Below are 26,723 nucleotides of genomic sequence, written 5' to 3'. Positions count from 1 at the left end.
GCCGTCGCGAGGCAGTAACATCGCCGTGGCTGAGCGGCAAAGTCACTCATTGATCGCCTTTGAAACCCCTTGACAGTGACCGAGGCCACTCGCTAGAGTTCTCATAAAGCAATAATCATATTTCGCTCTGCGGAAATAATCCTGTGAAGGAGTCGAAGATGTCTTACACCGTCAACTGTTCAATCCTGCTGACCGAGCTTCCGCTGCTCGAACGCGCCGAAGCGGCCAAAGCGGCGGGGTTCGACAGCGTCGAATTCTGGTGGCCATTTGCCGAGGCAGTCCCCGCCGAAGCAGACGTGGACGCCTTCATTGCCTCCATCAAGAACGCCGGCGTTCAACTTGCCGGGCTTAACTTCTTCGCAGGCGACATGCCCGCGGGCGACCGAGGGCTCGTTTCCTGGATCGGACGCAGCTCGGAATTCAAGGACAACGTCTCCGTGGTTGCAGCCATTGGCGCGGCCACCGGCTGCAAGGCCTTCAACGCCCTGTACGGAAACCGCCAGGACGAGCACACCCCGGAGGAACAGGATGAGCTCGCCTTGAAGAACCTGCTCGCCGCAACCGCCGGGGTGGCGCCGATCGGCGGCACCGTGCTCATCGAGCCCGTTTCCGGCACCCCCGCCTACCCGCTGAAGACCGCCGCCGACGCGCTGTCGGTTGTCAACAAGGTCAAGGAAGCGGGCGCCGGGAACATCGCGCTGCTCGCCGATTTCTACCACCTGTCGGTCAATGGCGACGACGTTGCCGATGTCATCGAAAAGCACGCCCACGAGTTCGGCCACGTGCAGATCGCCGACGCGCCGGGCCGCGGCGCACCGGGAACCGGAAACCTGCCGCTGGGCGAGTGGATCACCCGGTCCCGCGAACTTGGCTACAACGGCGGCATCGCCCTGGAGTACAAGCAGGAACGCGAAACCGCCTTCAACTGGCTGATTCGCCAGAACGCCTAAACGCCGCTTCCCCGTCACGGACCCAAGAATTTTCAGGAGCTAGATATGTCGAACACCAAAAACATCGCCTTCATCGGTCTCGGAATCATGGGCCTGCCCATGGCCATCAACCTGACCAAGGCCGGATTCAACGTCACGGGTTACAACCGCAGCCCGGAAAAGGTGGCAGAACTCGTCGCCGCCGGCGGCACGGGGGCCACCAGCATTGCCGAGGCCGTCGCCGGCGCCGACGTCATCATCACCATGGTTCCGGATTCCGCGGACGTCGAAGGCGTTGTTTCCGGCGAGGCCGGCGCCTTCGCCCACGCGAAGGTCGGCGCCCTGTGGATCGACAACTCCTCGATCCGCCCGGACGTGGCTGCACGCCTGTCCAACGAGGCCCGCGCCGCAGGCATCCGCCCGCTCGACGCCCCGGTCTCCGGCGGCGAGGCTGGCGCCATCGACGCTGTTCTTTCCATCATGGTCGGTGGCGACAGCGCCGACTTCGCGGATGCAGAGCCGGTCCTCAACGCGGTGGGCAAGACCATCGTCCACGTGGGACCCTCCGGCTCCGGACAGACCGTCAAGGCAGCCAACCAGCTGATCGTTGCCGCCAACATCCAGGCGCTCAGCGAAGCAGTGGTCTTCCTCGAGGCCTACGGCGTGGACACCGACGCCGCGCTCAAGGTGCTCGGCGGCGGCCTGGCCGGCTCCAAGGTCCTTGACCAGAAGGGCCAGAAGATCCTGGACCGCAACTTCGAGCCCGGCTTCCGCCTGGCCCTGCACCACAAGGACATGGGCATCGTGACCTCCGCCGCCCGCGAAGCCGGGGTGATCCTCCCGCTCGGTGCCATTGTGGCCCAGCTCGTGGCCTCCACCGTGGCCAGCGGCGACGGCGCGCTTGACCACTCGGCACTGTTCCGCGGTGTCGAACGCCTCTCGGGCAAATCCGAGGTTGCGGCCCTTTCCGCTTCCTAAGGCTTCGGGCCCCCTCCCCACCTCCTGGCGGGGGCCCGGCAAGAACCGGTCGCCGGTATTCGTTCCCTGATGGGTGCCGGCGACCGTAAGACTTCCCAACGATTCACAATTTTTTCCCGGATGGCCAACCGCACCAGTCAGGTCGGAACCCGGGCCACAAGCTAAGGACGAAGACCCATGACCAAGATGCGCGCAGTAGACGCCATTGCACTGATCCTGGAAAAGGAAGGCGCCACCGAAGCCTTCGGCCTTCCAGGTGCCGCCATCAACCCGCTGTACTCGGCCATGAAGGCCCACGGTGGCATCCGCCACACGCTGGCCCGCCACGTCGAGGGCGCCAGCCACATGGCGGACGGCTACTCCCGTGCCACCGGCAAGATCGGACTGTGCCTCGGCACCTCCGGCCCGGCAGGCACCGACATGATCACCGGCCTGTACGCCGCGATCGCCGACTCCATCCCGATGCTCTGCATCACCGGGCAGGCACCGACCGACAAGCTGCACAAGGAAGACTTCCAGGCAGTGGACATCGAAACCATTGCCAAGCCGGTCACCAAGTTCGCCGCCACCATCCTGGAGCCGGGCCAGATCCCGGGCTACTTCGCCAAGGCCTTCCAGGTCATGCGCTCGGCACGTCCCGGCCCGGTCCTGCTTGACCTGCCGATCAACGTGCAGCTCGCCGAGATTGAATTCGACATCGACGCCTACGAGCCGCTCGCTGCCGACAAGCCCGCGGCTACCCGCGGCCAGATAGAGAAGGTCCTGGACATGCTCGTGGCGGCCGAACGCCCGATCATCATCTCCGGCGGCGGCGTCATCAACGCAAACGCCTCCGCACAGCTCGTTGAGCTGGCCGAACTGCTGAACATCCCGGTCTCCCCGACCCTGATGGGCTGGGGCTCGATCCCGGATGACCATCGCCTGCAGTCGGGCATGGTCGGCATCCAGACCCACACCCGTTACGGCAATGTCTCCTTCCTGGCCTCGGACTTCGTCCTGGGCATCGGCAACCGCTGGGCCAACCGCCACACCGGCGGCCTGGACACCTACCGCAAGGGCCGCAAGTTCGTGCACATCGACATCGAGGCCACCCAGATCGGCCGCGTGTTCGCGCCGGACCTGGGCGTCACCTCCGATGCCGCGGCAGCGATCGATCAGCTGCTCGCCGCAGCCCGCGACCGCAAGGCCGCAGGCACCCTGCCGGACTACTCGGCATGGGCCGACGAGTGCACCGCCCGCAAGTCGACGCTGCACCGCAAGACCAACTTCGACAACATCCCGATCAAGCCGCAGCGCGTGTACCAGGAGATGAACACGGCCTTCGGCCGCGACACCACCTACGTGTCCACGATCGGCCTGAGCCAGATCGCCGGCGCGCAGATGCTGCACGTCTACGGTCCGCGCCAGTGGATCAACGCAGGCCAGGCCGGCCCGCTGGGCTGGACCGGCCCCGCAGCCCTGGGTGTTGCGCGTGCCAAGCCGGGCTCCACCGTGGTGGCGCTCTCCGGCGACTACGACTTCCAGTTCATGATCGAGGAACTTGCAGTCGGCGCGCAGTTCAAGCTGCCGTACATCCACGTGGTCGTCAACAACTCCTATCTGGGCCTTATCCGCCAGTCGCAGCGTCCGTTCGAGATGGATTACCACGTCTCCCTGGGCTTCGAGAACATCAACTCCCCGGAGACCAACGGCTACGGCGTCGACCACGTCAAGGTCGCCGAGGGCCTGGGCTGCAAGGCCGTGCGCGTCGAGGATCCGTCCAAGCTTGCCGAGGCCTTCGCCGAGGCAGGCCGCCTGGCCGCCGAGTTCCAGGTTCCGGTTGTCGTCGAGGTCATCCTGGAACGGGTGACAAACATCGCAATGGGTGCTGAACTGGATGCGGTCAACGAGTTCGAGGACCTGGCCGCCGCGGCCGCGGACGCCCCGAGCGCGCTGGTCCCCCTGGACGCCGAGACCGGTCTTCGGGCCGACATCTCCGCCTAAAGGAAACCTCCGATCATGCTGGTAGTCATCGCCTCCGACAAGTTCAAGGGCTCCCTCACGGGAGCCCAGGTGGCCCGCGCCGTCGAGACGGGCCTGGGCCGTAAGATTCCAGGGCTGCGCACCCGCGTGGTGCCCGTGGCGGACGGCGGCGAGGGTACGCTCAGTGCGGCCCTTGAGGCCGGATTCCTTGCCCGCGAGCTGGCGGTCGCGGGCCCCACCGGGGAGCCCGTTCCGGGCTCCATCGGGCTCCGCGAAGGAACCGCGGTCGTCGAATTGGCGACCGCCTCCGGACTGGACCTGCTTCCGGATGGGACAAAGGATCCCTTGGGGGCTACCAGCTACGGAACGGGTGAACTCATCGCTGCGGCGCTGGATGCCGGGGCACGGGAAATCGTGCTCGGCGTCGGCGGCAGCGCCTGCACCGACGGCGGAGCCGGAATGATCCAGGCCCTGGGTGCCCGCTTGCTGGATGCCTCGGGCGCCGAGCTGCCACGCGGCGGCGGGGCCCTGGGCAACCTGGCGAGCGTAGACCTGGGCGGGCTTGACCCGCGCATCGCCGAAAGCACCGTGGTCCTTGCCGCAGATGTGGACAACCCGCTGACCGGCCCCAACGGGGCAGCGGTGGTGTTCGGGCCGCAGAAGGGCGCAACCCGGCAGGACGTTGAACTCCTCGACGCGGGCCTTGCCAACTTTGCTCGTGTGCTTGGCCTGGCGCTGGATGCGGACAAGGTGGCGGCCCAGGCCGCGGCCCCCGGTGCCGGCGCCGCCGGCGGCGTGGGCTTCGCGGCCCTGGCCGTCCTGGGCGCAACGCGCAGGCGCGGCATCGACGTGGTGCTGGAACTCACGGGGCTGGAACGCGCGCTCGAGGGCGCCGACGCGGTGATCACCGGCGAGGGCAGCCTTGACAGCCAGTCGCTCGAGGGCAAGACGCCGATCGGGGTGGCCGAGCTTGCCGCCCGCCACTCGGTCCCCGTCTTTGCCATCTGCGGGCGCACGCTGCTGGGCGCGGAGGAACTGAAGGCCGCGGGATTCGTGCACGTTGTCTCCCTGCATGAACTCGAACCGGATGTGCGCCGTTCAATGGACAACGCCGAGGCCCTGGTGGCCCAGGCCGCCGAGCGCATCGCACCGGTGCTGCTGCGCACCACCGACCCTTCCGGCCTGAACACCGTGACCAGCTAGCCCCCACCACCCTCAACAACGTAAGGAATGAATCCCATGAGCAACACAGAGCTCGCCGAGGACACGACGCCAAGCGATGATTCAGCGCATGGCGCCGGTGCCGATTTCGACCTGGTGATTCGTGGCGAGCACATCGTCACCACCGCAGGCACCGTCGCACGCGAGGTCGGCATCCGCGCCGGCAAGATCGTCGCCATCGAGCCGCTGGGCAACAACCTGCGTGGCGAGAAGACCATTGACCTGACCGACGAGGAGGTGCTGATCCCCGGCCTCGTGGACACCCACGTGCACGTCAACGAGCCCGGCCGCACCGAATGGGAAGGCTTCGAGTCCGCCACCAAGGCAGCGGCCGCCGGCGGCGTGACCACCATCGTGGACATGCCGCTGAACTCCATCCCGCCGACCGTCAACGTCGAGTCGCTGGAGCTCAAGCAGGCTGCCGCGCGCCCCAAGGCGTTCGTCGACGTGGGATTCTGGGGCGGCGCCATCCCGGGCAACAAGACCGACCTGCGCAAGCTGCACGATGCCGGAGTCTTCGGCTTCAAGTGCTTCCTGCTGCACTCGGGCGTCGAGGAATTCCCGTACCTTGAGCCGGACGAGATGGAAGAGGACATGGGTGAGATCGCATCGTTCGACTCCATGATGCTTGTCCACGCCGAAGACTCGCGCGCCATCGACCGCGCACCGAACGCCGAGGGCGACCACTACGACCGCTTCCTGGCCTCCCGCCCGCGCGGCGCCGAGAACGTTGCCGTCGCGGAGGTCATCGAACGAGCACGCTGGACCGGGGCCCGCGCCCACATCCTGCACCTGTCCTCCTCCGACGCGCTGGCCATGATTTCGTCGGCCAAGCGCGACGGCGTGAAGCTGACGGTCGAGACGTGCCCGCACTACCTCACGCTGCTGGCCGAGGAGATCCCGGACGGCGCCACCGCGTTCAAGTGCTGCCCGCCGATCCGCGAGGCCTCCAACCGCGAGCTGCTCTGGAAGGGCCTGGAGGACGGGGTCATCGACTGCATCGTCTCCGACCACTCGCCCTCCACGCTGGATCTGAAGGACATCGAAAACGGCGACTTCGGGGTGGCCTGGGGCGGCGTCGCATCGCTGCAGCTGGGCCTGGCCCTGATCTGGACCGAGGCGCAGCGCCGCGGCATCAAGCTGGAAACCGTGCTCAAGTGGATGTCCACCCGTCCGGCGGAAATCGCCGGGCTGCACCACAAGGGCGCCATCGCGCTGGGCAACGACGCCGACTTCGCGTTCTTCGCCCCGGGCGACAGCTTTGTGGTCGACGTGAACAAGTTGCACCACAAGAACCCGATCTCCCCGTACCAGGGCAAGGTGCTGGCCGGCAAGGTCCGCCGCACGTTCGTCCGCGGCACCGAGGTCGACTTCAAGACCCCCAAGGGCCAGCTGATCCGCCGCGGCGAGATCTAAGCCGTAGTAACACCGGAAATTTCCCGGGCCACTCCCTCTCGTTCCGGCGATCAAGAAGGGGCGGCCCGGGTTTTTTTCATGCTTCCGGACTGTGCCGCGCGGCCCGATGAGGGGGTGCGGAACACGGGTTGAGCACCTACGCTGGTTGTTAACCGCTGAGCGCACCGGGCAATGCCCGGCGCATGACGAGAGGCCCGCACCCATGAGCTCCTATCTGGTCCGTCCGGCCGTGCCCGGCGATGTCCCGGCGCTGGCGGTGATGGTTGAAGCGATGGACCTGGACCTGGAACAGAGCAAGGCGAACATTGCGGCCCTGCTGAAGGACCCGTTCCACGGGATTTTTGTTGCCGAACTCGATGGCGAGCTGGTGGGCAACGCCGCCGTCCAGGACCGCGGTCCCACCATCCGGGCCCGCAGGAGGGCCGCCCGGCTCCATGACCTGTTTGTGGTTGAGGGGCAGCGCCGTTCGGGCATTGGCCGGGCGCTGTTTGAGCGGGCCCGGCTGTGGGCGGCCGAGCGGCCGGATGTGTACTGGATGGAATGGCAGTCCTCCGTGGGCGCCGTCGAGTTCTATGCGCGGCTGGGCTTCAACGCCAACGAGCACAACGACACCGCTGCGCACCCGTTTTACGAGGTGGCCACCGTGAGCGTTGCCGAATCTACGAGGCCCACCGGGTGATGACGTCCCATGTGTCGGCTCCGCTGCCCTCGGGGCCAACCGGGGACCAGCCGATGTAGTCGCCTGTGCAATAGCCGGCTCCGGTCTGCTGCGCATCGGGCACCACGGTGAGTTCATTGGAGTCGCGATCAAACACGTAGCGCTCGGTGGGCATGTCTTCGGATTCCTGTGCATAGGTCCATGAGATTCGGGTCCCGCAGTGCGTCACCCCCACAACTTGGGAGAGCTCGGGGCCCCGGAACAGTTCTGTTTGACGAGTGTCCGGATCAACGAGGAACAGGTCTCCGCCATGGACCACCGAGAGCACTTGCCCATCGGAGCCCCGTAGCGCCATTCGTGACGTGTCGTCGGTGTCCTCTTCTTTCAGGGGCTCCAAACGCTCCAGATGCAGGATTTCCCGCCGTTCTTCTCCCGGGAGGTAGGCGCTGACCGTCTGGGAGATTCCGAGGTCGCTGTCGTCCTGGACTTCGGCAACGGAAGCCAGACCATCTCCCCAGGTGTACAGGTTTTCCCCATCCAATTGGCGGTCGGCGCCATCCGGTCCGAGTTCTTCGCGCATTGCGGCGGGTTTCTTGAAGTCGACGGACAGCATTTTGTAGACGGCTGATCCTTCGGCATCGTGGGGTTGGAAGCTGTTCCAGTAGACGCGTTCGTTCACAAGGATTGGGTCGGAGACGGTTTGGGGATCCCAGCCAGTTTCTTGGCCGTCTAGCGGCGTCTGCGTTGCCAGAACCCGGACATCGGTGGTTCCCGGGGAGACTCCAAGGATCCTCCATCCACCGGTTTCAGGATCCCTGGAAAAGTTTTCGCTCCAAATGATCCCGGCGTCGGTGACCGAAATGCTGGTGATGCCGTGCGGGATGTACTTTTTCTTCAACGCTCCCGAAGTGGCGAAGGGTTCAAATGACTTCCCCACGTAGCGCCCGATCTGCATGGATTCAGGATCGATTCGATTCCCGGTCTCCTCGAATTCCTCCTCCGACAGGCGGGTTCCATGAAGACCCACCGGGGTGCCCGAGGCTTCCACTCCCAATGGCACGAAGGCCGTTTCAGCCGTCTTCATGTCAACAGTCGAGAATACTTCGGTGAAGTCCTTGTCCTTGGTTGCTTCACGGGCCTCGTCGATGCTTCGCTCATTGGCGGCGACCTCGGTTCCGTCTGCCCACACCAGTGCGAACTCGGGTGACACCGGCTGTGCGGACTTGCTGGACGGCGGGGTGCTGCCAGCGCCGGAAGGTTGGGTCAGCGGGGTGCAGCCCGTGAGGCCGAGGGACATCGCCGCGCAGGCAGCTCCAAGGGTGAAGAGGGTGCGGAAAGTGCCGTGCATGCTGCTCCTTATTGGTGCGGTTGGTGACGACCCGTCTAGTTTTCCCATCGGGTCACCACATCCCAGACGGCGGGATTGCCCCCGATTGATCCGCTGACACCCCAGGAGAGGTAGTCACCGCCGCACTGGGCGGTGCCGGTGAATGCCGGGTCGGTGAGCACCCGCAGCGAGGCGTCCAGGGCGTTGTACACATAGCGTGATTCCGCGGGACTGGAATTCTGGTCGACAAAAGACCACGTGGCGCGGTCGCCGCAATGCGCGACATTCGCCACATGCGTCGTGCCCGGCAGGGGGATTGCGACGACCTTTCCGGAGGTGGTGTTCGCGATGTAGAAGTCGCCCAGATAGGTAAAGCTGAAGATGTTTCCATCGGCGCCCAGCGATTCCAAGGAGCTGCCCTCCGGTGCCGACGCCGAGATGCGGACCAGATCGACGTCACCGTGGCTGGATTCAATCAGCGAGGTGCTCTTGTTGTCGGCGAACTCGCTGCCCGTGTGCTCGGTGCCAAGGACCGCAACGTCAGAGCCAAAGTTCGCCGGTGCGTACGCCTGCGTGCGCTCGACCCGAAGGTCCTTCCCGCCCTCCAGCGGGGCCGACAGGACCCGCGCTTCGTAGCCCCTGGCGGTGTCGGCGGGGAATGCCACATGCCAATAGGCGCGGTCGTTGGCAATGATGGGCACCGGCATGACGAACGCCATTGGCGAGTCTGCCGGAACCGAGGCCTCCTTCGAGGTGGACAGCACCCTCGCCGTCTTCTGGCCCGCGGGAACGCCCATGATTTTCCAGGTGCCTTCCATGAACGAATCTTCATCGAGTTCCGCCCACACGGTTCCCGCCTCCGTTGCGGAACCGCCCGCAACGAAATTCGGCTTGCGTGCCTTGGTGTCGGCACCCGCGGTGGTGAATGGCGTGAACTTCCCGCCGGCGTAGGTTCCTACACTGTCAGTGGCGGACAGGGCGTCGAGTACGTGTTCGTAGTCTTCCTGTTTGCCGGTGGACCCAACCAGCGACCCCTGTTCAGTCAAGGCAAAGGGAACCAGGACCCGGCCGTCCTTTGCAAGGTCCTGCGTGTTGTACTCCTTCCGGTAATCCGTGCCGGGCCGCGCAGCCACGGCGTCCCCGAGATTGAGCCGGGTGTCAATGAAGTCCGGGTCCTCGGGCCATTTGAGTCCTGGCACGCGCAGTGCCGAGGGCCCCGGTGATGGAGGGGAGAGCACTGCGGAGCCCGAGGCGGGAGCCGGGGTGGTGGCGCCGTCCGGGGTGGTCAGGGTGGTGCACGCGGGCAGCAACAGGGCGCCGAGCCCGAGGAGGCAAAGACGGCCCACCAATGACTGTTTCTTCATCTGCGACACGCTCCTGCGGGGGACTGGACAGTGGGGTTGCCTAGCAAGAGTCTTGCCTAATGGGGTTCGGAAAAGTAACCCAGACACGCGCAAGTCCGGCAGATGCAGCGCACGTGCCCCGCGCCAATCGGATCCCCGTGCCCGCGTTGTTGACTACCAACGCGGGCACGGGGATATCCAAAGGGGTATTGGCGCCGGGCGCAGCCACGATCGACCATCTTGAGGAACGCCGGACCACGATTGCCCCGAGGTATTAAGAATTCACTGCCAAGGGCCGGATACTTTTATGCCCGGCCCTGCTAGCCTCGCAGCATGAGCAAGCTACTGCCGCCAGCAATGTTCATCCCCCTTCACTGCACGTCCTCGAACCTCGATCCGTCATGAGTACCATCCAAGGATGGAGTTCGACGATCCGCGCGCACGAGCAAGCCATGGCCGCGGATTTGGGTAATTGGAGAACGACTCTCCGCCTGAACAAGGAAGAGGACAAGAAGTCACGCACCAACGACGTGGTTGGCATGATCGTGGGTGCCATCGTGACAACCGCCAGCGTCTTGTTTCTTGCCAGATGGCATCCGCAAGCCCTTGAACTATGGGTGGTCGTCCTGGCTCTGGGGGTCGTTGGCCTAAGCCTGATGGCGATCTTCGCCCGGGATCTCGTGCACAAGTACCGAGTTGGGGTGCGTGGAATGCTCTTGGCCCACGTTTATGAGATGGGCCTGGTCTTTGAACGCACCATGGGCAGCTTGTTCACGGTCCCGCTGAACTCGGCGAAGATCAGATATGTCGCTTGGGACGACGACGGCGAAGATGAGCGTCACCGGGAACAACTTTGGGTGACACTGATCGACGGTACGGTGCGCGCCGTCGAGACATGGACCGAGGCGGAGCGCAGACAGCTTTCGGAGCTGGCCAGCTGCCTTCGACTTGGTGGAAATCCGCAGGTCATCGAACCTACGTGGTCGGCAGGACGGCCCGAGGCGCTTTGAATCCGCCCCGGCCGCCCGTCCGTGTAGTTACCGCGGGCCGGCTAAACGCCTAGCTCTTCACGCAACCGGGCAACGTGCCCACTGGCAGCGACCTTGTACTCGGCCAGAGTGACCCTGCCGTCGGGACCGACCACGACGGTGCTGCGCAGTAGGCCTTCGACTTGGTTGCCGTTGACTTCCTTTTCACCGAAGGAGCCGTAGGCCTTGGTGACGGCGAGGTCGGGGTCGGACAGCAATGGGAAATTCAGGGATTCCGCCTCAGCAAAGGACGCGAGGGCCTCACCCTGGTCGGGGGAGATACCCAGTACTTCGTAGCCTGCCGAGCGCAACGAATTGAGGTTGTCGCGGAAATCGCAGGCCTCGGTGGTGCACCCTGGGGTGGCTGCCTTCGGGTAGAAATACACAACGACATTTTTGCCGGCGTAGTCGGAAAGCGAAATCTTGTTGCCTCGCGCATCGGCCAAGGAAAATTCGGGCGCGCGCTCGCCGACTGTCAAAGGTGTTGAAAGGTCCGACACAAAGAACTCCATTCATTTTCGCATGGTGGTATTGCATTTTCATCCTAGGGGATTTGTGGTCCATCCAACAGGTAGTGGATGACGGTGAATTGAATGCACGACACCGTTGGCCGGGCGATACTCCAAATGATGTAGGCGGTAGCGCAAAAATCACCCCCAGGGAGGGTCAACGCATGGGCGATCGAGTGTAGAGTGGCCAATGCTTCGGCCGAGAACCACCGCCGGACCGCTAAATCAAAGCCCGGAGCCACCGGCCCTTTGTGAAGCTAACACCATGAGGACACCCACTAGATGCTCTTAAAACTCATACTCAGATACTCAAAGCCCTACAAGGGGTGGATCGTTGCCGTGCTGTTCTTCCAGCTGGCAACCACGATCGCCACTTTGTTCCTGCCAAGCCTCAATGCACGCATCATTGACACCGGTGTGGTCAAGGGCGACACCGACTTCATCTGGCGCACCGGCGGCGTCATGCTCGCCGTCGCATTCGTCCAGGTCATCACGGCCATTGCCGCCGTCTATTTCGGCGCAAAAACGGCCATGGCCATCGGCCGGGACCTGCGCCACTCCGTGTTTGACTCCGTCACTTCGTTCTCCGCACAGGACGTCAACAAGTTCGGTGCCGCAACGCTGATCACCCGAGGCACCAACGACGTGCAGCAGGTACAGATGCTCGTTCTGATGGGACTGAACTTCATGGTTTCGGCGCCGATCATGTGCATCGGCGGCATCATCATGGCCGTACGCGAAGACGTCGGACTCTCCTGGCTGGTGTGGGTCTCGGTGCCCGTACTCATCGCCGTGGTGGGCACGCTCGTGTTCTTCCTGATGCCGCTCTTCCGCCAGATGCAGGACCGCATCGACAGCATCAACGGGGTGCTGCGCGAGCAGATCACCGGCATCCGCGTGGTGCGCGCCTTCGTGCGCGAGCCCCACGAAACCGAACGTTTCGAGGACGCCAACGCCAAGCTCACCCGCGTGGGCGTGAAGGTCGGCAACCTCTTTGTGCTGATGTTCCCTCTGATCGGTATGATCCTGCACATCGCCACGGCCTCTGTCCTCTGGTTCGGCGGACACCGTGTCGACACCGGTGAAATGCAGATCGGTGCGCTGACCGCTTTCCTGCAGTACCTGCTGCAGATCCTCATGGCGGTCATGATGGGTACCTTTATGGCCATGATGATCCCGCGCGCCATCGTGTGCGCCGAGCGCATCAACGAGGTCGTCACCCTCGAGCCAAGCCTGATGGACCAGACCGACCACATTACGGACATGACCGCCCCGGGAACCGTTGAATTCCGCAACGTGACCTTCGGCTACCCGGGAGCCGAGGCCCCGGTGCTCAACAACGTGTCCTTCACCGCCAAGCGCGGCGAAACCACCGCAATCATCGGATCGACCGGTTCGGGCAAATCCACCCTGTTGAACCTGATCCCGCGCCTCTACGACGCCGGCGAAGGCCAGGTGCTGGTTGGCGGCGCACCCGTCACCGAACTGACCCGTGCACAGCTGTCCAACAGCGTCGCCACCGTCCCGCAACGCCCGTACCTGTTCTCCGGAACCGTGGCGAGCAACCTGCGTTTCGGCGCCGACACGGCCACCGACGAGGAACTCTGGGCGGCGCTCGACGTTGCCCAGGCCCACGAGTTTGTCTCGGCGCGCGAGGACGGCCTTGAAGGCCGGATCTCGCAGGGCGGCACCAACGTTTCCGGTGGCCAGCGCCAGCGTTTGTGCATTGCCCGTGCGCTTGCGGCAAAGCCGGAGATCTACCTCTTTGACGATTCGTTCTCCGCGCTCGACGTGGCAACCGACGCGCGTTTGCGCTCCGCCCTTCGGGAACCGACCCGGGACGCGGCGGTCATCATCGTTGCCCAGCGCGTTTCCACGATCACCGGGGCCGACCAGATCCTGGTGTTGGACCACGGCGAAATCGTCGCCCGCGGAACCCACGAGGAACTGCTTGAGTCATCGGAAACCTACCAAGAAATCGTGACATCGCAGCTGGCAGTGGAGGAGGTGGCCTAAATGGCAAAACGTACCAAGGAAAACGCCGCACCAGCGGTTGAAGCAACCGACGAGATCGACGAGATCGACGAGTTCGACACCGCCGGGTCCTCCGACATGTTCGGCGACTCGGTGCCCGTCCGCAAGGCCAAGCACTTCTGGCCGTCGGCCAAGCGCCTGATCGGCCTGCTGGCCCCGCAAAAGGTCGGCATGAGCCTGGTGCTCGTTCTGGTCGCAGCGGGAGTCGTGCTCTCGGTCATTGCCCCGAAGATCCTGGGCGAGGCCATGGACGTCATCTTCGCCGGCGCCTTCAGCAAGCAGATGGATCCCAACGTGCCCGTCGACCAGGTCGTCGAGGGCCTGCGCCAATCGGGCCAGAACGACCTCGCGGACATGATGTCCAAGATGAACCTGGTTCCCGGGGTCGGCATCGACTTCACGCTGCTCAGCCGCTACATCCTCATTGTGCTGGCAATGTACTTCGTCTCCTCGCTGTTCATGTGGGCGCAGGGCTGGCTGCTGAACCGCCTGGTCATGAAGGTCGTCTACAAGCTGCGCAAGGACGTCGAGGACAAGCTCAACAAGCTGCCGCTGAACTACTTCGACACCCGACAGCGCGGAGACCTGCTCTCCCGCGTGACAAACGACGTGGACAACATCCAGAACGCGTTGCAGCAGGCGGTCAGCCAGCTGGTGCAGTCGCTGCTCACGGTCGTCGGCATTGTCATCATGATGTTCATCGTCTCCTGGCAGATGGCGTTGATCGCGTTGATCGCGCTGCCGCTTTCCGCGGTTGCCGCGGGCGTCATCGGCTCGCGCGCGCAGGGTCTGTTCACCGCGCAGTGGAAGAACACCGGCGCCCTGAACGGGCAGATCGAGGAATCCTTCTCCGGCCACGACCTCATGAAGGTCTTCGGACGCGAAAAGGACATGCTCGACCGCTTCCACGAGAAGAACGACGAACTCTACGAGGCATCCTTCGGTGCCCAGTTTGTTTCCGGCATGATCTTCCCGGTCATGAACTTCATTTCTTACCTGTCCTACGTCGGCATTGCCGTGGTCGGCGGTCTGCGCGTGGCCTCGGGCCAGATGAGCCTTGGCGATGCCACCGCATTCATCCAGTACTCCCGCGAGTTCACCCAGCCGCTGGGCCAGATGGCCGGCATGGCCAACATGCTCCAGTCCGGCGTGGCCTCCGCGGAGCGCACCTTCGAGCTGCTGGATGCCGAGGAACAGGATCCGGACACCATCACCGACAAGCTGCCCGCCCGCACCGACGGGCACGTCGAGTTCGAGAACGTCAGCTTCTCCTACTCGCCGGAAAAGCCGCTGATCGAGGACCTGTCCTTCGAGGCGCACCCGGGCCACACCGTGGCGATCGTCGGCCCCACCGGCGCCGGCAAGACCACGCTGGTGAACCTGGTCATGCGTTTCTACGAACTCAACTCAGGGCGCATCACCCTGGACGGCGTGGACATCACCGCGATCTCACGCGCCGACCTGCGTTCCAAGGTTGGCATGGTGTTGCAGGATGCCTGGCTCTTCGGTGGAACCATCATGGAAAACATCCGCTACGGACGCCTTGATGCAACCGATGCCGAGGTCATGGCCGCGGCCAAGGCCACCTTCGTGGACAGGTTCGTCCGTGCGCTGCCCGACGGCTACGAGACGGTCATCGACGAGGAAGGCACCAACGTGTCGGCCGGTGAAAAGCAGTTGATCACCATCGCCCGCGCATTCGTTGCCAACCCGTCGCTGCTAATCCTGGACGAGGCGACCTCGAGCGTTGACACGCGCACCGAGCTGCTGGTTCAGCACGCCATGGCAGCGCTGCGCAGCGACCGGACAAGCTTCGTGATCGCGCACCGACTCTCCACGATCCGCGATGCAGACACCATTTTGGTGATGGAGGAGGGCCGGATCGTAGAGCAGGGCAACCACCGCGAACTGCTTACGGTCCGTGGCGCCTACTACCGCCTGTACCAGTCGCAATTCGCCGGCCCGGTGGAGGACGACACCGTGCAGGCAGGCGGCGGCGCGCCCCTGGAAGGGGTCTTTGCGCCGGAGGATGCACAGGGCTCGGGCGCCACGAGCTAGCAACCGCTGCCCCCTGGTCGGGATAAATCGCAAGCGCCTAGGGGCGAAACAAGCGCAGGACCGGCGTGGATGAAAATCCTTGCCGGTCCTGCGCTTGTTTAATCTCCTGTTCGGATCCTTCGTCCCCGATACTGGTTTGCCAGCCGGTGTTGCCCTGGGCAACGTCCCGGTGTTGGTCACGAGGTTCCGGTTGCCCCGAGCATTCAATGCTTCTTTGCGGCCAAGCGCTTCTTTAAGAAAACCATGGGCAACAGCCAAGAGCCCAGCGTCGTGATGATCCAAACAATGAGTGGCGCAAGGATCCAAGTATCTATACCGTGAATGCCCAAGCCCTCGGGGAATATTTGGGCCACGAAGAGTGCAACGAATGTCGAGAGCAACCCGACTCCGCCCGCCGCGAGTGGAGCAAATTTGGAGGCAGTCCAGGAACCTACCCGCGAGAGAACTGTTTGGACTACTGCAAAGACCACTACCGCAACGATGAATCCGTTGGCCGTGAGCACAAAATTAGGAAGTATCCATGAAGCGACCAACAAACCTATCGCTGCGCTTCCAATGTAAATCGCTACCCGAATCAGGAAGATGATCATGTTGCTGATCGTAAAAGGACCGTGGTTCCGCGTCAAGGAACCACGGTGACTCCTAGCAAACCTCGCAAGACCCGATACGTTGCGTCACAAGGAAGCCTGCGTTTCCCCTTGTTCTTGTGCTCTGGGTCGCTGCGATTTTTTGTTGACGGCATGGGATTGAAAGCTACCTGCGGATGCCGGCGACCTAGCAGATTATCCCGCATTGCCGGCGGGCCACCCGGAGCGAAACCATCGTCGACCTTGCAGATGTCGAGCCCATGCTCCTTGCCGCCATACTCCCCGAATTCCGCGGTTGTCCGTTCGGAGTGACGATAAGTGCGAAAATTTGGGCACCTTATAAACGCAGAAAGGGTGCACCATCGAACCGGCGAGAACCAGGCACGGAGGCCCTGGTTTCCTGATTCGGTGCACCCTTTCGGCTGTCAAGTACGAAGGGCTCGGCGCTCGGAATACGGTGTCGGTGAGATCCCAAACTACGCCATGCTCATACGTCGGCGGTCGTCGCGTTTATGCGGCCCATGGCACGCTGCTTCAGATTTTCGTACTCGTCGGCGGTGATGGTTCCGCTCTCAAGGAGCGCCTTGGCCTTGACAATCTCGTCGCTCGGGCTCACCTGCGCAAGGCTGCGGATGTAGTCTTCGGTGGCCACGGTTTTGTCAACGGCATTCTTGTAGTTTCGTTCCGCCATGCCCTTGCCGCGGAAGATCAGGTAGACCAGCGCGGTCAGGAACGGGATGAAGACCATAGTGATGAGCCATACCGCCTTCCACCATCCATTGAGCTCTCGGTCTCGAAAGAGATCGGCGATGATCGAGAAGAGCGCCATCAGGTAGGCGATGAAAACAAACGCCCAGATGAAAAACCAAATGATATTCCAGAAAGATGACCAAAATTCCACTGTCGTTTTCCTTCGCACTTTGGGGCGTCTAAAGCCCGGGGATAGGAATTTTCTGTGCACGGCGAGCCGTTGCTTTCCCAGTGTTGGCCATTGGATTCCGTGTTGTCAACGACAGCTTGTTTCTAATTATTGAAGATAAACTGAATTGCCCACTAGTGCCCCCGCGCACGCATTTTCGGGGCATTCTTCACCCTTTGCGGGCGATGAAAATCCTGTAGGTGAACGCTAGCGTCAAAGCCGTGATGGTTCTCTCCCGAACACGCGCAAACACGCCGGCACGCTGCCTCTTGCCCGTGTGGGGTGCGCCATGAAGGCACGTGCACCCCGCGGGATCACCTGGGATTGGCCCCTGTTCATTTACGGTCTCGTCATGGCTTTGCCTGCAGCACTCGTCATCCCGACTAATCCCATGGCGGGACTGGCCTTGGCGCTCGGCGTCTTGCCAGCGGCCGCCTTCAAGCTACCTGGCGTCCGCCAGGAGAGACATACGATCATAATCGTCGGAGTCCTGTGCGCAGTAGCCTTGCAAATAGGATCGCTCCTCACAAACGTTCCCGCGGTCGCGGTGCCTGCAATATTTGTTCTGGCCGTGCTTACGAGCGTTTGGTCGCGCGCAAGCCGTTTCGGTACGCTCACCCTGTTTCTCGCGCTCCCGCTCACGGGTATTGGGCTCAGCATCCACAGTTTTGGAACGGCCGTGATTCTTGGTGGGCTCATGGTTGCTGGATCCGTCTATGCGTGGCTGGTGTCGTTGCTCTGGCCCGAACGGGTGCCGCCAACGGCACCCGTTCCGCCTCCGAAATTGCCGTTGAACACCATGTTCGTCTACGGGACGCTCCTGGGGCTAGCGGCTGCCAGTGCCGCGGCGATCGGCTACCTCCTTGACCTTGAACACGTTGGCTGGCCGACGGGAGCCGTGCTGCTCGTGATGCGGCCCGCGAGATCCCAGCTCGTGCTCAGAAGCATTGGCCGTGCTGCATCAGTTCTCCTGGGCTCGCTTGCCGCGGCCGCGTTCGCGGTGTTCAGCACGCAGGGCTTGGGTACCGCATTGGTTGTTGGCGTGGTCGTTGCAGCGATGGCCGCGACCACGGCGAGCCGCTGGTACGTGACGCCGGGGTTTGCGTCATTCATCGTGCTCACGTTCATCATGCAGGCAGACACAACCGAGTCCCCGGGCGATCGTTTTGTGGAACGCACCATGGAGACTCTGCTCGGCATCTCCCTTGCATTGCTGTTTGGTGCGCTGATCCCGGCGATCATCCAACGGGTGCGGAAGGTTCGCACCCCGGTCTAGACGATTGTCGCGTCGGGTTTTTGGATCCCAACGCCGGCCATTCGCCGCAGTCTCCGGGGCCTACCTCCATGGATGTTGCGGGCATAGAAATTTCCCTCAACGTGTCGGTACCGCGCCGGTACGCCCACACCGTCGCCAAGATTAGGAACGCGCCCAGAACCAGGCGCACCACGAAGGTCTCGGGGTCGACTCGGGCACGATTTTCACGTCGAACGCATAGAAGAGCCAGGGCCCGAACGGCATTGTCTGTGTAGTGCCGTTCGGGCCCTGGCAGGCTTCGAGACACGGAGGACACGAGCGCCACGACGGCGAGCGGGTTCTGCACCCGATACCGAAAGCCAGCGGAATTAACTGGAGGATTGGTTTGGCCAGCCCTCACTCCCGCTTTTCCAATCGAACACCGACGGGCGTCTCAGCCGAGCAATTTGGACTTCGCCGCGGTGAACTCGGCATCGGTGAGTACACCCGCGTCCTTGAGCGAGGCCAGCTTCTGCAACTCGGCGATGAGGTCGATGCCCGGTGCCGCCGCCGCGGGCGCCGCCGCCGGTGGGGGAGGCGCGGCGGCTTGCTGCTGGGCCACGGCATCCTGCGCCGCCTGTTGCATCATGGCCTGTTGCTGGGCCGCCTCGTACTGTTCCTGCTCGTACGAGGACTGTGCCTTCCTCTGCTGGCGATTGGCCATACCTCCTTGGACTGCGGTCGCGGTGCCGGCGACGACAGCGGTACGAGCTGCCAGGCCGATGAGGCCCGGACGTCCTCTTCTTAGCATGATGGTTTTCCTTTACTCTTCGTTCAGACCGTGGAGGGCGTCAACGAGGCCGTTGACAACGGGGGCGGGGATGCGCTCGACATTCAGCACTTCAGCGCCGGACGCGGCGAACCGCTGGCTGAGGGTCCTGGCCCACGCGAGCTCCAACACGACGAGTGCCGCCGAGCTTCCCGGCGGGACAAGCTCGGAGAGCTCTTCGATGTCGTCGTCCCCGGCAATGCCGATCGCAGCCATTTCCGTGCCGGCCAGTCCATATTCGTCGTCGCCGGTCTCGAGCTCGGTGACCGAGACTTCCCCGCCATCGCTCTTGGCAATGATCACGAAGTCCAGCAGCCGAACGAGCCCCGCATCGAGTAGTTCCCCGAGAGCGTCAAGCACGCCCGCCGAGGGGCGGCTGCCCTCCAACCCGATGAGGTAGAGCTCGACGGGTCCAAATGTGAACTGTCCCATGGCATTTCCTTTCTAGGAATTTCCGCTTCTGTTGCTGCCTAACGAGGCCTGGATGAACGACAACGGAATCGCCTTGATTGCCGTGCCCCTGTCAATCGGCTGCATCCATCTCGGGCGTGGGGTCAGCCGCGCCCGCACGAGACTGCCTCGTGTGAGTCTTGCCAGGGGTCGCTGCATGTTCGCCTCCGGGAAAAGTGCTTGCCTGCACCAATAGTCCTTCGCGGCCGCTTGGACGAGCATCACCCTGTCAGGGTGAGCTTCAGTGGCGGACCCGGGGCCGGGCTGTGGCGTGGCGTGTTTCGTATCTAGAAATGCCCGATTCCCTTGCCGATCATCGACACCCCGATCAGCAGCAAAAGGATTGCCATGATGAGCGCATTTTCCTTGGCGAGCCAGGTGCGCAATGAATCTAGCGGTCTGCGGAGTTTCTCGGCGGCAATCAGGTAGCCGAGCACGGGGACCATGACGGTTGACGCCGCGATCACCGTGAAGATTGCAACCACGAGGACGACGGCCCCGGTGGACAGCTCGGCACTGCCGATGTCCAGCCCGGCGCCGGCCGCCATGATCAGGTTCTTGGGATTCAGGGCCGAGAGCAGGAATCCCAACCCGAGCGCGGTGATGAAGGTGACCTTGTCGATTGCCTGCATCCACTTGGGCAGGGCGGGGTCCTCGCCCGGCTTGGGCCGTTTGCGCCATTGGCCGATCGCCAGCAGGAGCAACCCTGCCCCGAGCAGGAGCTGGATGATTCCTTGGACGGGTTTGGAAGCCTCCGGATCCTGCTCAGGCAGGATTGAGGAGAGCAGCGTGAAGACGGTGACGGCTACTATGATGCCGACAACCCAGCCGAGCAGGAACCCGACGGAGGTGACCCGGGCCTTGGGGGAGAGAAGCATGAGGATCGCGGCAATGACCGGCAACGGGCTGATCGCAATGCCGACAGCGAGCGGGAGTATTTCCCCGATGACGGGAACCATGGTCATCCTTCTTCGTTGGCCGGGCCGGAGACTGCGGCACTCGTCGACAGCGCCGCGATGGCGGAGCGATTGGTCGGGAAAACCCGCTGCTTGTCGAGCAGGCCCAGAAGGGTGAGGCGCTCCCGGGCTTCCGGGCGCACGCGGCTGAAGCTCAACTCCACGTCTTGTCCGGCGAGCCAGTTCTGGAGTGCCGTGAATGATTCGGCACCTGTCACGTCGATGTCTGTCACGGCTTCCATGTCGATCACCAGGTGGTCCACCTTATCGGGGTCGGCCGCCAGCACGGCACGCCTGGCCGCCTGGACGAACACGTCGCCGTTGGCGAAGAACAGTGGAGCGGCCAGGCGGATGACGAGCACGCCGGGAGTGGTCATGGAGCCGGCGGATGCGTCCTCCAGCAATGACTCACCGGGTTCCCCGGATGCCTTCAGCACGTCGATGGCCGGGTTGGAGGCGCGTTTGGCGAGGTTGACCAAGGCGAGTACGAACGCGACGAGGATGCCGATGATGGACCCGACGAGGAGGGTCGTGAGGAAACAGACGGCGCCGATGATGAATTCGAAGCGGTCTTGGCGCCACAGTTCCCTGAATTCCTTGATGCCCAGCAGCGGAATGATTGCCACTCCAACGACAGCGCCGATCGCCGGCGAGGGGATGTCGGCCAGCAGCGCCGTGCCGAACACCAGCAGCAGCAGCGTCCCGGCGGCCATCACCAGGGTGGGCAGCTGCGTGCGGGAGCCTGCCTGGTCCATGGCTGCGGTGCGGGAGGTTGAAGAACCCAATGTGAAGCTCGCCGAGGCCCCGGCGGCGATGTTGCCGACGCCGAATGCGAACAGGTCGCGATTGGGATTGGTCTCATAGTCCCGTTTCTCGCCGTAGGATCGCGAGACCAGCAGGCCTTCGGCCGTCGTGACCATCGTCAGGGCCGCGGCCGCGGGGATGAGCGCAATCCACATCGACCAGTCGAGCACGGGCCAGGACAGCTGCGGCGGTCCGGCCGGGACTTCCCCCAGCACGTTGACACCTGCCGCCTGTGCGTTGGTGAGGACCACGACCACGGTGGAGACGACGAGAACCACGAGCGCCCACGGCACCGCAGCCAAGAGCTTGCGCCCGCCCAACAGCACGGCGACGGAGCCCGCGGCGATCAGCATCGAGTACACATTGGCGGTGCCGAGACCCGAGAGCAGGTCGCCGACCTTTTCCACGAACTCTCCGCCCGAGTTGATGTGCACGCCCAGCATCTTTGCGATCTGGCTGACCATGATGTCCAGGGCCAGGCCGCCGACGAACCCGACGAGAATCGGCTTGGAAAGGAAATTGGCCAAGAACCCGAGCTTGAACACCGACAGCAGGATGAACATGATGCCGATGATGATCGCCTGGGCGAAGGCAAGGGTTGAATACTCCGCGCTTCCGGCGACAGCGAGCCCTCCGATCGAGGACGCGACGAGGGCCGCGGCAGCAGCATCCGGCGAAGCCACCAGCTGTCGCGAGGACACCGTCAGCGCGTACACGATGGCCGGGAGGACCAACGCGTACAGGCCCGCGGTGGGCGGCAACCCGGCAATCTGCGCGTAGCCGATGTTCAGCGGAATCGCGATGGCGAGCAGCGTCACGCCGGCGACCAGCTCTTGCACGAGGTTGCCCCGTGTGAGCCCGGCCAGGGGTCGCTGCATGTTTGCCTCCGGAGATGTGGTTGTCTGCACCAATGGTCATTCGAGGCAGATCGGGGAGGCATCACCCCGCCCGGGTGAACCGCGGTAGATGGCGATCAGCCGGCTTCATCTGTAACGGATGACCCTCGCCGCCCCACGGGCAGGGCAGAATGGTTCGGAAGGCAGGGCATAAGCGAGGGTAGGGGAATTGTGAAGATGCCGGAAGCAGCGACCAACACCGCGGGGCACCCCGAATGGAAAACGATTCCGGCCGGGACCTTCCAGATGGGTTCCCATGACTTCTACCCCGACGAGGCCCCCCGGCACGAACGGTCCGTCGGCGGCTTCCAGATTGCGGCCGGCCCGACGACCAACGCGCAGTTCGCCGCATTCATCGAGGCGACAGGCTATGTGACGGTCGCGGAGCGGGCCCTGTCCGCCGTCGATTTCCCGCACCTGGACGAGGCCGAACGCGCCCCGGGTTCTCTGGTGTTCACCCCCACGGGCGGGCCGGTGGACCTGGGGGACTGGCAACAGTGGTGGGCGTGGGTGCCCGGAGCGCAATGGCGCCACCCGCTGGGACCCGGTAGCGACCTGGCTGGCAAGGAAAACCACCCCGTGGTGCAGGTTTCCTATGCCGACGCGCTCAGCTACGCCCAATGGGCTGGGGCCCGGCTGCCCACCGAAGCGGAACACGAGTATGCGGCCTCCGGCGGAGCCGCCCCGGACCCCTACGTGTGGGGCAGGCAGCGCGACCCGGGCGGGACCGCCATGGCCAACACGTGGCACGGCCGGTTCCCGTACCTGAACACCGGCTCGGCCGGATGGGCCGGCACCTCCCCGGTTGGGGCATTCCCCGCCAACGGGTACGGGTTGTACGACTGCATCGGCAACGTGTGGGAGTGGACGGCCGATTACTACACCAGCTCGCATGAGGCGACCCGGACCGGGCCGGCCGCACCGGCAGGCGGTTGCAGTTGCGGCTCGCAGGATTCGCGGCTCGCCGCGCAGAGCGCGGAACCGGGTTCCGCCGCGCCGCGCCGGGTCCTGAAGGGCGGCTCCCACCTGTGCGCACCCGAGTACTGCCTGCGCTACCGCCCGGCGGCGCGCTCGCCGCAGACCGAAGACTCGGCGACAAGCCACATCGGGTTCCGCTGCGCCAGGCCCTAAAGGTTGCTTCGCCGCATCGACGGTGCAGCACCCGGCCTTGGGTACGTGGTTTGGCGCCGTCCTACAGCATGGTCATTCCGGTGCCGATGATGACAAATCCGATGAGGACCATGACCAGGATGGTGATGACGCGGTTGTTCGCGATAATCCAGTCGTGCACCAGCACCAGGTGCGGTTCGGCGCGTTCGGGGCTCACGAAGGCGAACACCACGGGGATGCCGACGGTTGACGCGGACAGTGCGGTGTACACCGCAACGGCAATCGTCGCGTCTGCGACCGTGAGCGGGTGGGCCGTAAGCACAACGCCCGCGGCGACACCGATCAGCAGGGACTTGGGTCGGAGGTTCAGTGCGAACCCGAAGCCGAACGCCTGCCAAGGCCGCACCGCGCCCACTGCCCGCAGCCATTTTGGCAGTTCGCTGGCGGCCGTCCGATCGGAGCGCCGCCACAGCACCAGCGCGAAGGCCTCCATCGTGAGGCCGATGGCGATCAGGAAGATGCCCACGAGGAACACCGGTTGGAGGTCCACGTGGGCGGGGAGCGTGGCCGCCCCGAGCGCGAAGAGCACCACCACCACAATGATTCCCAGGATCCAGCCGGACAGGTACGCGATGGGTGAACGCCCGGGGTTCGGGGAGAGCAGGATTAGCAGCGCTGCGGTGATGGGCACGGAACTGATCGCCATCGCCACGGCCAGCGGCAGCAAGTGCCCAATGGCTTGAAGGATCATGATCATGCAGGCAGCTCCCCTTGTACGCATACAGGCGTATGTAAACCCTAAAAGGGCCGTCGCCGCGATGTCTCACCCAGACAAGATGATGTTTTGGGATCAGGCACCACGTAGCGTTTGGGCCGGACCGGTCTTCGGGGCACCCGGAACCGCGCGAACCGTTGCCCGCCAATGGAGGAGGCTACTGTGGAAAGCACCCGTCGAGGAACGATGATCTTGCTCGCGCTCGCGGCCGCGACGGTCGCAGCAATCGGGATGAGCTCGATCCGGCACATCCTAGCCCCGGTCATCCTGACGCTGATCCTGACCATTTGCGCCCACCCGGTCCGGGTGGCGATGGAGAAGCGGGGGGTTCCGCACGGGCTCGCCACCGGATCCGTCATCCTTGTCGTCTTCCTGCTGCTGGCGGGGTTCATCTTTGCGTTGATCATCGCCTTCGCCCAGTTCGTCACGATGCTGCCGCAGTTTGCCGGCCAGCTCGCCCAACTCGGCACGGTGGTCACCGAATGGCTGGGCAGCATCGGGATCGGCACGGAACAGACCCAAGCCATTATCAAGGGCATCGACCCGGGCAAACTTGTGGCATTGGCAACCGGGCTCTTCGGAAGCGTCTTCAGCATCACGGGTTCCCTGGTGATCATCCTGACCATGTTGATCCTGATGGCGGCGGATGCCGTATACGTTCCCACGATCCTGCGGCAACTGGCCGTAACGCAAAAAGACCTCGTCGTTGCGTTGACGAGCTACGCATCCAACGTGCGGCGCTACATGGTCGTCACCACGGTGCTCGGCGTCGTCCAAGGCGTGCTGAATACCTTGGTGCTTTTCGTCCTTCACGTTCCCGCCGCCATTCTCTGGGGCCTGCTGGCGTTCCTGTGCAGTTTCATTCCGAACGTCGGATATTTCCTGGCGATCATCCCGCCCATGGTGTTCGGGTTCTTTGTCGGCGGCTGGTCAACAATGATTGCCGTCGTCATCGCGTACGGGCTGATCAACGGCGTGGTTCAGTCCATCATCCAGCCGCGGGTCGTCGGCAACGCGGTGGCGCTGAGCCAGTCACTCACGTTCTTCTCGGTACTGTTCTGGGCCGTCGTGTTCGGGCCAATCGGTGCCATTCTGGCCATCCCGCTGACGTTGATTTTCCGTGCCGTGCTGGTTGATTCGGATCCGAAAGTCCGGCTGTGGCGCCCGGCCATCGGGGACGTCACTGAGACTCGCCGTTTGCTCATGGAGGACGACGCAGTGGCGAAGGAAGCCCGGCGGACACGCCGCGGGGAACGCAGAGGCGACGAAGAGTCGCCATAGCCATTTCCGTGGCTGTTGCGGACGTCCCGGAAGTGTAGTCTCTTCAACGTCATTGGCATTGAGGCCATACCGAGGGCTTCGGAGCCGCTAGATGAGTAATTCCAAGGCTTAGTTGGTCGTAAACCACCAATGAGTGGCGGATCGCGGCACCGATGTTCTCGTTGTGCCAGATCGCCGCCGTCATCGCCAGCAGCCGCTGCACCACGCGGGTGATGACACCCGCCGGGGTGCGTCCTCCGTGCCGTTCCGGGTCAAGCTGCCCCTTGAGGGTGTCGTGGATGGATTCTATGACCTGCCGCAAGGGCTTGACGAACCGGGAACCGGGCCGGAGTTTCTCGCCCTTGCGGGCCCGGGCGCAGCATCTCGATGCCGGCCGCATCCACGGTGTCCTCAAAGTCGGCGCCGTAGTACTCTCTGTCCCCGATCAGGAGCTGGCGGATCCCGCCCTCCTGCAGCTGGTTCATGGTTTCGGTGCCGTCGAGGATGTCGAGGAACATCTGGCGCTCACCGGCCTTCGCGCCGGTCAGCGCGAAGCCGACCGGAAGCCCCTGCAGGGTGCAGGCCAAGTGCAGGCGAAACCCCCAGAACCAACGCGAATGCGAGGCGCAATACCCGTACTCCGCCCACCCCGCCAGGTCCGAGCGCTGCGCCGTCTCGCGGGAACGCCCGCACTCTACCGGGGTCGAATCAACCACCCACACATCATCCGCACCGACATCGGCGGCCCGCACCAGGGTGCCCATGAGCCAGGTCATCGTCGGATAAAGCCTGCGCAGACGCTTGTTGTAGCCCGTCTGGCCCGGCAGGCAGGGAAACATGCCCTCGAATTGTGCCCGGGCATGGCGCAGCCAGCGGGCCTGGGACACGAAGCCCAGAAACGCCTGCATCAAGGCCAGCGTCATCGGTTCGGCGTCCGAAATACGCGGGCTGATCCCGATCCGAGGACGGTAGGGAACCCGCTCCGGATGGTCCTTCAACAAGTCATCCGCTGCGACATAGAAGGCTGTGGCAAGGGTGTCCAGGTCGTTGTCCATCGGAACTCTCCAGGTTCACATGTTGGTTGTTGCACCTCGATTTTGGACACCCTTGCCCGCGATGTCATCCCTTGGAATTACTCATCTAGGAGGATTCCTTGCGCACATGGACTTCGGCGAGTTCCAAGCCCATGTCCGCGATCCGGGCCAGGATCCCGTGGAGTTCGGCTTGGTCATGGAGCATGCCGGTGAGTACGGTCGTCGATGGGGTGATCTGCACGGCGTCCAACTCCGGGAACGCCGCCGCAAGACTATCCGACAGGGCGTAAGGGAGTCGGATTTCGTAGCGATTCATGACCACAACCACCTCCGGGTGCAAGGAGCCTTTTCATCCCCCGGTTCCAGAAGACTCTTCGATCTTCCCGCGGCGCCAGCGCCCACACAT

Annotated in this window: 23 protein-coding genes and 1 pseudogene; 12 read left to right on the top strand and 12 right to left on the bottom strand. The window is 63.8% G+C overall.

Features of this window, described 5'->3' with window-relative positions; all coding sequences use genetic code 11:
- Positions 1–158: 158 nt before the first annotated feature.
- The 6 genes from JOF47_RS17920 to JOF47_RS17895 all read left to right on the top strand — a co-directional run bounded on the left by JOF47_RS17920 (position 159) and on the right by JOF47_RS17895 (position 7,185).
- Entirely contained in the window at positions 159–950 is a 792-nt protein-coding gene (locus JOF47_RS17920; RefSeq protein WP_210000972.1) for a hydroxypyruvate isomerase family protein, read from the top strand.
- A gap of 45 nt (positions 951–995) precedes the next feature.
- Complete coding sequence (locus JOF47_RS17915; protein ID WP_210000971.1) at positions 996–1,907, top strand: 2-hydroxy-3-oxopropionate reductase; 912 nt, start codon at positions 996–998, stop codon at positions 1,905–1,907.
- A gap of 177 nt (positions 1,908–2,084) precedes the next feature.
- A complete protein-coding gene (gcl, locus tag JOF47_RS17910) occupies positions 2,085–3,890 on the top strand; it encodes a glyoxylate carboligase (RefSeq protein WP_210000968.1) in 1,806 nt (601 codons plus the stop codon).
- 15 nt (positions 3,891–3,905) lie between these two features.
- A complete protein-coding gene (locus JOF47_RS17905) occupies positions 3,906–5,072 on the top strand; it encodes a glycerate kinase (RefSeq protein WP_210000966.1) in 1,167 nt (388 codons plus the stop codon).
- A gap of 36 nt (positions 5,073–5,108) precedes the next feature.
- The gene (gene allB, locus JOF47_RS17900; protein WP_210000965.1) at positions 5,109–6,506 is read left to right on the top strand and encodes an allantoinase AllB; all 1,398 of its coding nucleotides are present in this window, start codon (positions 5,109–5,111) and stop codon (positions 6,504–6,506) included.
- Between the two features lie 202 nt (positions 6,507–6,708).
- Positions 6,709–7,185 carry a GNAT family N-acetyltransferase gene (locus JOF47_RS17895; protein WP_210000963.1) on the top strand — a complete coding sequence of 159 codons (477 nt, stop codon included), beginning with the start codon at positions 6,709–6,711 and terminating at the stop codon, positions 7,183–7,185.
- Here the strand turns inward: JOF47_RS17895 and JOF47_RS17890 are convergent.
- Complete coding sequence (locus tag JOF47_RS17890; RefSeq protein ID WP_210000961.1) at positions 7,166–8,512, bottom strand: hypothetical protein; 1,347 nt, start codon at positions 8,510–8,512, stop codon at positions 7,166–7,168. The two genes, JOF47_RS17895 and JOF47_RS17890, sit on opposite strands and share 20 nt — an antisense overlap.
- A gap of 35 nt (positions 8,513–8,547) precedes the next feature.
- Positions 8,548–9,855, bottom strand: a complete 1,308-nt coding sequence (locus JOF47_RS17885; protein WP_210000959.1) for a hypothetical protein — start codon at positions 9,853–9,855, stop codon at positions 8,548–8,550.
- 380 nt (positions 9,856–10,235) lie between these two features.
- Here JOF47_RS17885 and JOF47_RS17880 point away from each other — a divergent pair, with 380 nt between their 5' ends.
- Complete coding sequence (locus tag JOF47_RS17880) at positions 10,236–10,844, top strand: hypothetical protein (protein ID WP_210000957.1); 609 nt, start codon at positions 10,236–10,238, stop codon at positions 10,842–10,844.
- Between the two features lie 41 nt (positions 10,845–10,885).
- Here JOF47_RS17880 and bcp read toward each other — a convergent pair whose 3' ends face one another.
- Entirely contained in the window at positions 10,886–11,374 is a 489-nt protein-coding gene (gene bcp / locus JOF47_RS17875; RefSeq protein WP_210000942.1) for a thioredoxin-dependent thiol peroxidase, read from the bottom strand.
- Between the two features lie 279 nt (positions 11,375–11,653).
- Between bcp and JOF47_RS17870 the strand changes: the two genes are divergently transcribed.
- Both JOF47_RS17870 and JOF47_RS17865 read left to right on the top strand, forming a co-directional pair.
- A complete protein-coding gene (locus JOF47_RS17870; RefSeq protein ID WP_210000939.1) occupies positions 11,654–13,387 on the top strand; it encodes an ABC transporter ATP-binding protein in 1,734 nt (577 codons plus the stop codon).
- Entirely contained in the window at positions 13,388–15,463 is a 2,076-nt protein-coding gene (locus JOF47_RS17865; RefSeq protein ID WP_210000936.1) for an ABC transporter ATP-binding protein, read from the top strand. It begins immediately after the preceding gene.
- Positions 15,464–15,666: 203 nt separating this feature from the next.
- Here the strand turns inward: JOF47_RS17865 and JOF47_RS17860 are convergent, their stop codons facing one another.
- Entirely contained in the window at positions 15,667–16,053 is a 387-nt protein-coding gene (locus tag JOF47_RS17860) for a phage holin family protein (RefSeq protein ID WP_210000933.1), read from the bottom strand.
- A gap of 484 nt (positions 16,054–16,537) precedes the next feature.
- A complete protein-coding gene (locus JOF47_RS17855; protein ID WP_342592834.1) occupies positions 16,538–16,951 on the bottom strand; it encodes a PLD nuclease N-terminal domain-containing protein in 414 nt (137 codons plus the stop codon).
- A 715-nt stretch (positions 16,952–17,666) separates the two neighbouring features.
- Between JOF47_RS17855 and JOF47_RS17850 the strand changes: the two genes are divergently transcribed.
- A complete protein-coding gene (locus JOF47_RS17850) occupies positions 17,667–18,245 on the top strand; it encodes an FUSC family protein (RefSeq protein ID WP_210000930.1) in 579 nt (192 codons plus the stop codon).
- Between the two features lie 412 nt (positions 18,246–18,657).
- Here the strand turns inward: JOF47_RS17850 and JOF47_RS17845 are convergent, their stop codons facing one another.
- From JOF47_RS17845 to JOF47_RS17830, 4 genes are all read right to left on the bottom strand, one after another.
- A complete protein-coding gene (locus JOF47_RS17845; protein WP_342592833.1) occupies positions 18,658–18,927 on the bottom strand; it encodes an SHOCT domain-containing protein in 270 nt (89 codons plus the stop codon).
- Between the two features lie 99 nt (positions 18,928–19,026).
- Positions 19,027–19,464, bottom strand: coding sequence for a DUF6325 family protein (locus JOF47_RS17840; RefSeq protein WP_210000924.1), 438 nt, complete (start codon positions 19,462–19,464; stop codon positions 19,027–19,029).
- A 305-nt stretch (positions 19,465–19,769) separates the two neighbouring features.
- Positions 19,770–20,441, bottom strand: a complete 672-nt coding sequence (locus JOF47_RS17835; protein WP_210000922.1) for a GAP family protein — start codon at positions 20,439–20,441, stop codon at positions 19,770–19,772.
- Positions 20,442–20,443: 2 nt separating this feature from the next.
- Positions 20,444–22,120: a SulP family inorganic anion transporter gene (locus JOF47_RS17830; RefSeq protein WP_210000919.1), complete on the bottom strand. Its 1,677-nt coding sequence runs from the start codon at positions 22,118–22,120 to the stop codon at positions 20,444–20,446.
- A 195-nt stretch (positions 22,121–22,315) separates the two neighbouring features.
- On the opposite strand from JOF47_RS17830, the gene JOF47_RS17825 reads away from it, so the two are divergent.
- Positions 22,316–23,269, top strand: coding sequence for a formylglycine-generating enzyme family protein (locus JOF47_RS17825; RefSeq protein ID WP_210000914.1), 954 nt, complete (start codon positions 22,316–22,318; stop codon positions 23,267–23,269).
- Between the two features lie 61 nt (positions 23,270–23,330).
- Here the strand turns inward: JOF47_RS17825 and JOF47_RS17820 are convergent, their stop codons facing one another.
- Positions 23,331–24,005 carry a GAP family protein gene (locus JOF47_RS17820; RefSeq protein WP_210000911.1) on the bottom strand — a complete coding sequence of 225 codons (675 nt, stop codon included), beginning with the start codon at positions 24,003–24,005 and terminating at the stop codon, positions 23,331–23,333.
- A gap of 204 nt (positions 24,006–24,209) precedes the next feature.
- Between JOF47_RS17820 and JOF47_RS17815 the strand changes: the two genes are divergently transcribed.
- Positions 24,210–25,304 carry an AI-2E family transporter gene (locus JOF47_RS17815; RefSeq protein ID WP_245356416.1) on the top strand — a complete coding sequence of 365 codons (1,095 nt, stop codon included), beginning with the start codon at positions 24,210–24,212 and terminating at the stop codon, positions 25,302–25,304.
- A gap of 115 nt (positions 25,305–25,419) precedes the next feature.
- Here the strand turns inward: JOF47_RS17815 and JOF47_RS17810 are convergent.
- Positions 25,420–26,338: pseudogene (locus JOF47_RS17810) on the bottom strand (IS982 family transposase); the annotation flags it as partial.
- A gap of 85 nt (positions 26,339–26,423) precedes the next feature.
- The gene (locus JOF47_RS17805; protein WP_210000901.1) at positions 26,424–26,633 is read right to left on the bottom strand and encodes a hypothetical protein; all 210 of its coding nucleotides are present in this window, start codon (positions 26,631–26,633) and stop codon (positions 26,424–26,426) included.
- Positions 26,634–26,723 lie beyond the last annotated feature (90 nt).

It is taken from the genome of Paeniglutamicibacter kerguelensis (genome assembly GCF_017876535.1).
Taxonomy (GTDB): domain Bacteria; phylum Actinomycetota; class Actinomycetes; order Actinomycetales; family Micrococcaceae; genus Paeniglutamicibacter; species Paeniglutamicibacter kerguelensis.
This window is presented reverse-complemented; position numbering and strand designations above follow the sequence as displayed.

Excerpts from the sequence above, each read along its gene's own strand:
- JOF47_RS17820 (WP_210000911.1), bottom strand. The coding sequence starts at position 24,005 with ATGATCATGATCCTTCAAGCCATTGGGCACTTGCTGCCGCTGGCCGTG.
- JOF47_RS17835 (WP_210000922.1), bottom strand. The coding sequence starts at position 20,441 with ATGGTTCCCGTCATCGGGGAAATACTCCCGCTCGCTGTCGGCATTGCG.
- JOF47_RS17870 (WP_210000939.1), top strand. The coding sequence starts at position 11,654 with ATGCTCTTAAAACTCATACTCAGATACTCAAAGCCCTACAAGGGGTGG.
- JOF47_RS17850 (WP_210000930.1), top strand. The coding sequence starts at position 17,667 with ATGGTTGCTGGATCCGTCTATGCGTGGCTGGTGTCGTTGCTCTGGCCC.
- JOF47_RS17805 (WP_210000901.1), bottom strand. The coding sequence starts at position 26,633 with ATGAATCGCTACGAAATCCGACTCCCTTACGCCCTGTCGGATAGTCTT.
- JOF47_RS17860 (WP_210000933.1), bottom strand. The coding sequence starts at position 16,053 with ATGATCATCTTCCTGATTCGGGTAGCGATTTACATTGGAAGCGCAGCG.
- JOF47_RS17865 (WP_210000936.1), top strand. The coding sequence starts at position 13,388 with ATGGCAAAACGTACCAAGGAAAACGCCGCACCAGCGGTTGAAGCAACC.
- JOF47_RS17905 (WP_210000966.1), top strand. The coding sequence starts at position 3,906 with ATGCTGGTAGTCATCGCCTCCGACAAGTTCAAGGGCTCCCTCACGGGA.
- JOF47_RS17815 (WP_245356416.1), top strand. The coding sequence starts at position 24,210 with ATGATCTTGCTCGCGCTCGCGGCCGCGACGGTCGCAGCAATCGGGATG.
- JOF47_RS17845 (WP_342592833.1), bottom strand. The coding sequence starts at position 18,927 with ATGGCCAATCGCCAGCAGAGGAAGGCACAGTCCTCGTACGAGCAGGAA.
- JOF47_RS17830 (WP_210000919.1), bottom strand. The coding sequence starts at position 22,120 with ATGCAGCGACCCCTGGCCGGGCTCACACGGGGCAACCTCGTGCAAGAG.
- bcp (WP_210000942.1), bottom strand. The coding sequence starts at position 11,374 with ATGGAGTTCTTTGTGTCGGACCTTTCAACACCTTTGACAGTCGGCGAG.
- JOF47_RS17885 (WP_210000959.1), bottom strand. The coding sequence starts at position 9,855 with ATGAAGAAACAGTCATTGGTGGGCCGTCTTTGCCTCCTCGGGCTCGGC.
- allB (WP_210000965.1), top strand. The coding sequence starts at position 5,109 with ATGAGCAACACAGAGCTCGCCGAGGACACGACGCCAAGCGATGATTCA.
- JOF47_RS17840 (WP_210000924.1), bottom strand. The coding sequence starts at position 19,464 with ATGGGACAGTTCACATTTGGACCCGTCGAGCTCTACCTCATCGGGTTG.
- gcl (WP_210000968.1), top strand. The coding sequence starts at position 2,085 with ATGACCAAGATGCGCGCAGTAGACGCCATTGCACTGATCCTGGAAAAG.
- JOF47_RS17895 (WP_210000963.1), top strand. The coding sequence starts at position 6,709 with ATGAGCTCCTATCTGGTCCGTCCGGCCGTGCCCGGCGATGTCCCGGCG.
- JOF47_RS17880 (WP_210000957.1), top strand. The coding sequence starts at position 10,236 with ATGAGTACCATCCAAGGATGGAGTTCGACGATCCGCGCGCACGAGCAA.
- JOF47_RS17890 (WP_210000961.1), bottom strand. The coding sequence starts at position 8,512 with ATGCACGGCACTTTCCGCACCCTCTTCACCCTTGGAGCTGCCTGCGCG.
- JOF47_RS17920 (WP_210000972.1), top strand. The coding sequence starts at position 159 with ATGTCTTACACCGTCAACTGTTCAATCCTGCTGACCGAGCTTCCGCTG.
- JOF47_RS17825 (WP_210000914.1), top strand. The coding sequence starts at position 22,316 with ATGCCGGAAGCAGCGACCAACACCGCGGGGCACCCCGAATGGAAAACG.
- JOF47_RS17915 (WP_210000971.1), top strand. The coding sequence starts at position 996 with ATGTCGAACACCAAAAACATCGCCTTCATCGGTCTCGGAATCATGGGC.